Source organism: Streptomyces sp. C (assembly GCF_000158895.1).
GTDB lineage: Bacteria > Actinomycetota > Actinomycetes > Streptomycetales > Streptomycetaceae > Streptomyces > Streptomyces racemochromogenes.
In genome coordinates this window covers 6,910,231-6,913,311 of the sequence record NZ_GG657750.1, presented here as the reverse complement: position 1 = coordinate 6,913,311, position 3,081 = coordinate 6,910,231, and the positions used below count along the sequence as shown (strand labels likewise).

Sequence of the window (3,081 nt, the reverse complement as noted above, 5' to 3'; positions counted from 1 at the left end):
TACGGGACGGTGCCTCGCGGCGACCGCCTCCCGTACGCCCTCCGGCGTGTCAGAAGTCCCCGTAGTTGACCTGCCAGGTCGGCAGCCCCATCCGGCGCCAGACGGCGACCACCCGGTCCCGGTCGTCGAGCGAGACCCGCACGGCGTAGCGGTCGCGGACGTGCGCGTCGAAGAGCTCGGCCTTGACCACGTCGTCGCGGCGGGTGTCGCCCTTGGGCCGCATCCACAGCTCGTCGTACGGCACCTCGTGGCGCCGCAGCCAGGACTCCGTCTGCTCCCGGTGCTCCTCGCCGCGCCCGGACAGCAGCACGATCACGTCCCCGTCCGCACGCCGGAAGGCGTCGAGCGCGTGCCGTACGGGCTCGTTCAGCAGGTCGATGTCGCAGCGCGAGAAGTCGTACGGGCCCCGGTCGCCGGTGAGGGCGAGGGTGCCGTCGATGTCGCACATCACGGCCGTCGGGAGCTCCGGGTCGGCGACGTACGGGCGGACGGGCGGCTGGTCGTTCAGCCACTCCGCGGTGAGCCGCCAGCCTCCCTTCTTCGCCTTGGCGTGCTTGTCGGCCAGGATCCGGATGATCTCCTCGCCGACCGGCCGCTCCCGCGCCGCGTCGCGGCGCAGGCACTCCTCGACGGGCACGTCGGTGAAGTCGTGCACGACGAAGGCGGCGCGGCCGGCGACCGCCGCCTTGAGCCGCTTGGGGATGTTCGACGTCAGGTGGGTGTTGTCGACGACCACGTCGAAGCCGTCGTCGACGGCCGCACGGACCGCCGCGTCCTGGACGGCGAGCACGGTCTGCTCGTGCCGGTACGAGCGGGCCCGTTCGGGGTCGGGCAGGTCGAGCATGGCCCGCAGGTCGTCGAGGTTGACCCGGCGCATGCGGCCGCCGGCCTCGGCCTGGAGGGCGCGGGCCGCGGTCGTCTTGCCCGAGGCCGGCAACCCCGTCATGACGTGGACCACGGGGAGGCGGGGCTCTTCGGACACGTTCAGTTCTCCTCGTCGGTGGTGTAGGGGTCGGCCGTCTCCGGCCGTACGGCCCGCCAGCTGACGAGCTCGGTCGAACGGCCGTCCAGGCGCAGGAACATCGCGGAGCGGATCTTGCCGTCCCGGATCTCCTTGGCGGCGCGCGCGAAGGCGCCCCGGTCGCCGGCCAGGTGCGCGAGCGCCTCGAAGGCCTCGTCGACGGCCCGCTCACGCTCGGCGAACGCGTCCTCCAGCCGGGCGATGACCTCGCGGACCCAGGCGTCGAACTCGTCGGGGACCTGTTCCAGGAGCGCGTCGAGCGGCTTGCCGCCGGCCTCCTCGACGTCCGCCGCCGTGCAGTTCAGGCCCTGCGCGAGCTGCTTGGCGGGCAGGCCCGCGAAGCGCTGGACCCCGTGGGCGCGCCAGACGTCCCGCTCGTTGACGCCGGTCAGCAGCTTGTGCAGGCGTACGTACTCCGACAGCTTGGCCTTCGCGCGCACGCCGGAGGCGAACCGCAGCACGAACCCCTCGGCGTCGGTGCCGGCCGCGGAGCCGCCGCCGGGCAGGGTGTTGGACTCGGCCAGCGCGAGGAGCTCGTCGAGCGGCACGGCGGGCCACACCTTGACGACGGAGCCGATGCCCTGCCAGTGGCCGGCTGCCTCGGCGAGCGGCACCTCGGTGCCGTCCGCGCCGAAGGCGGCGAGCAGGACGAGGTCCCGGCGGTCGCCGTAGTCCACCACGATCCGGTTCTGCGGGTAGAGCATCTCCGCGAGGTAGGTCGTGCCGGGCACCAGGGCCGAGGTGTCGCGGGCGTCGAGGAGGCGCTGCGCCCAGGCGGCCTGGGAGCTGGTGAAGGATCCCTTGGAGGCGACCCGCCAGTGGTCCGCGTAGTGGAAGACCACGGCGAGGCTGCCGTCGACCTTGTCGTAGACCTCGAACGTCTCGTCGGGCAGGGCGGGCGCGTAGGGGCGTCCGGAGGTGTGCTCGCCGACGTTGAAGAACTTCGGCAGCGGCAGCGCGACGACCGCTCCGGTCTCGTCGTCGGCGACGAGACCGCGGCAGCGGGTGGTGACCGCGTTCCACACCTGCTCGTACTGCGCGGTGCGCGTGTACGTGTAGATGGACAGGGGCAGTTCGGGGTGCCGCTTGCGGGTCACGTGTCCGGCGTCGATGGCGTCCGCCAGCTCCTGCGCGGGCAGCAGGCCGTGCAGAGTCAGGTGGTCCTGGCTCATGTGGGGTTCCTCCCGGTTCGAGATGGCTCATTCTCGCGTGCGGGAGGGAGTCCCCGGTAATCAATTACTACTGGTCACCGGCGAGGCGGTTGATGTCCGGGGAGCGCAGGATCCGGGTGCCGGGCTCCGATCCGGGGGTCGCCACCGCGATCATCGCCCGGCCGAGGGCCTTCGTGGTGGTGAACTGGTTCGGTGCGAACCGGCCCACGAGGGGGAAGAGCGGTTTGGTGACGACGTACCCCACGCGGTAGAGCCAGGTCCTGGTCGGCATGCCGCTGACGGGCTGGACGATGCTGGGCCGGAACACGTAGGCGTTGAAGGGCAGGGCGAGCAGGTCGTTCTCCGTCTTCCCCTTCACCCGGGCCCACATGGTGCCGCCCTGTTCGGTGCTGTCGGTGCCCTCGCCCGTGATGTAGGTGAAGGTCAGGGCCGGATTGGCGGCGGCCAGGGGGCGGGCGACCGCGAGCGTCAGGTCGTGGGTGACGGCGCGGTACTCCTCCTCCTTCTTGCCGAGGGAGGAGGTGCCCAGGCAGAAGAAGCAGGCGTCGTAGCCCGACAGTTCACCGGCGAGGTCCGACAGGTCGCTCGGGTCGGGGCGGATGTGCTCGCGCAGCTTGGGGTGGCTGACGCCGAGCGGGGTACGGCCGATGGACAGGACGCTCTTCACGGAGTCGTCGCGCAGGCATTCCAGCAGTACGCCGCGCCCGAGCATTCCGGTTCCGCCGTAGAGGATGACGTTCATGGGCTCAGCGTAGGTGCGGGCCCGGCGGGCCGGGCCGCAGGTGCGGCTTCCGTCGAGCGGCTGTGGGCCGTCCTTCGAGCGGTGCCGTCCCGGCCGCCGTCAGGCACAGCTCTCCGGCCGGGCCGGGAACGGCTGAGGGCGAAGGC

3 protein-coding genes are annotated in these 3,081 nt (G+C 72.0%); all 3 read right to left on the bottom strand.

All coding sequences use genetic code 11. The features are described from left to right. Window positions 1-49 precede the first annotated feature (49 nt). The 3 genes from SSNG_RS38255 to SSNG_RS30995 all read right to left on the bottom strand — a co-directional run bounded on the left by SSNG_RS38255 (window position 50) and on the right by SSNG_RS30995 (window position 2,935). Window positions 50-982, bottom strand: a complete 933-nt coding sequence (locus SSNG_RS38255) for an AAA family ATPase (protein ID WP_241695156.1) — start codon at window positions 980-982, stop codon at window positions 50-52. Between the two features lie 2 nt (window positions 983-984). Continuing rightward, the gene (locus SSNG_RS31000; protein ID WP_007267897.1) at window positions 985-2,193 is read right to left on the bottom strand and encodes an RNA ligase; all 1,209 of its coding nucleotides are present in this window, start codon (window positions 2,191-2,193) and stop codon (window positions 985-987) included. 67 nt (window positions 2,194-2,260) lie between these two features. Continuing rightward, window positions 2,261-2,935, bottom strand: coding sequence for a hypothetical protein (locus SSNG_RS30995; protein WP_007267896.1), 675 nt, complete (start codon window positions 2,933-2,935; stop codon window positions 2,261-2,263). Between the last annotated feature and the right edge of the window lie 146 nt (window positions 2,936-3,081).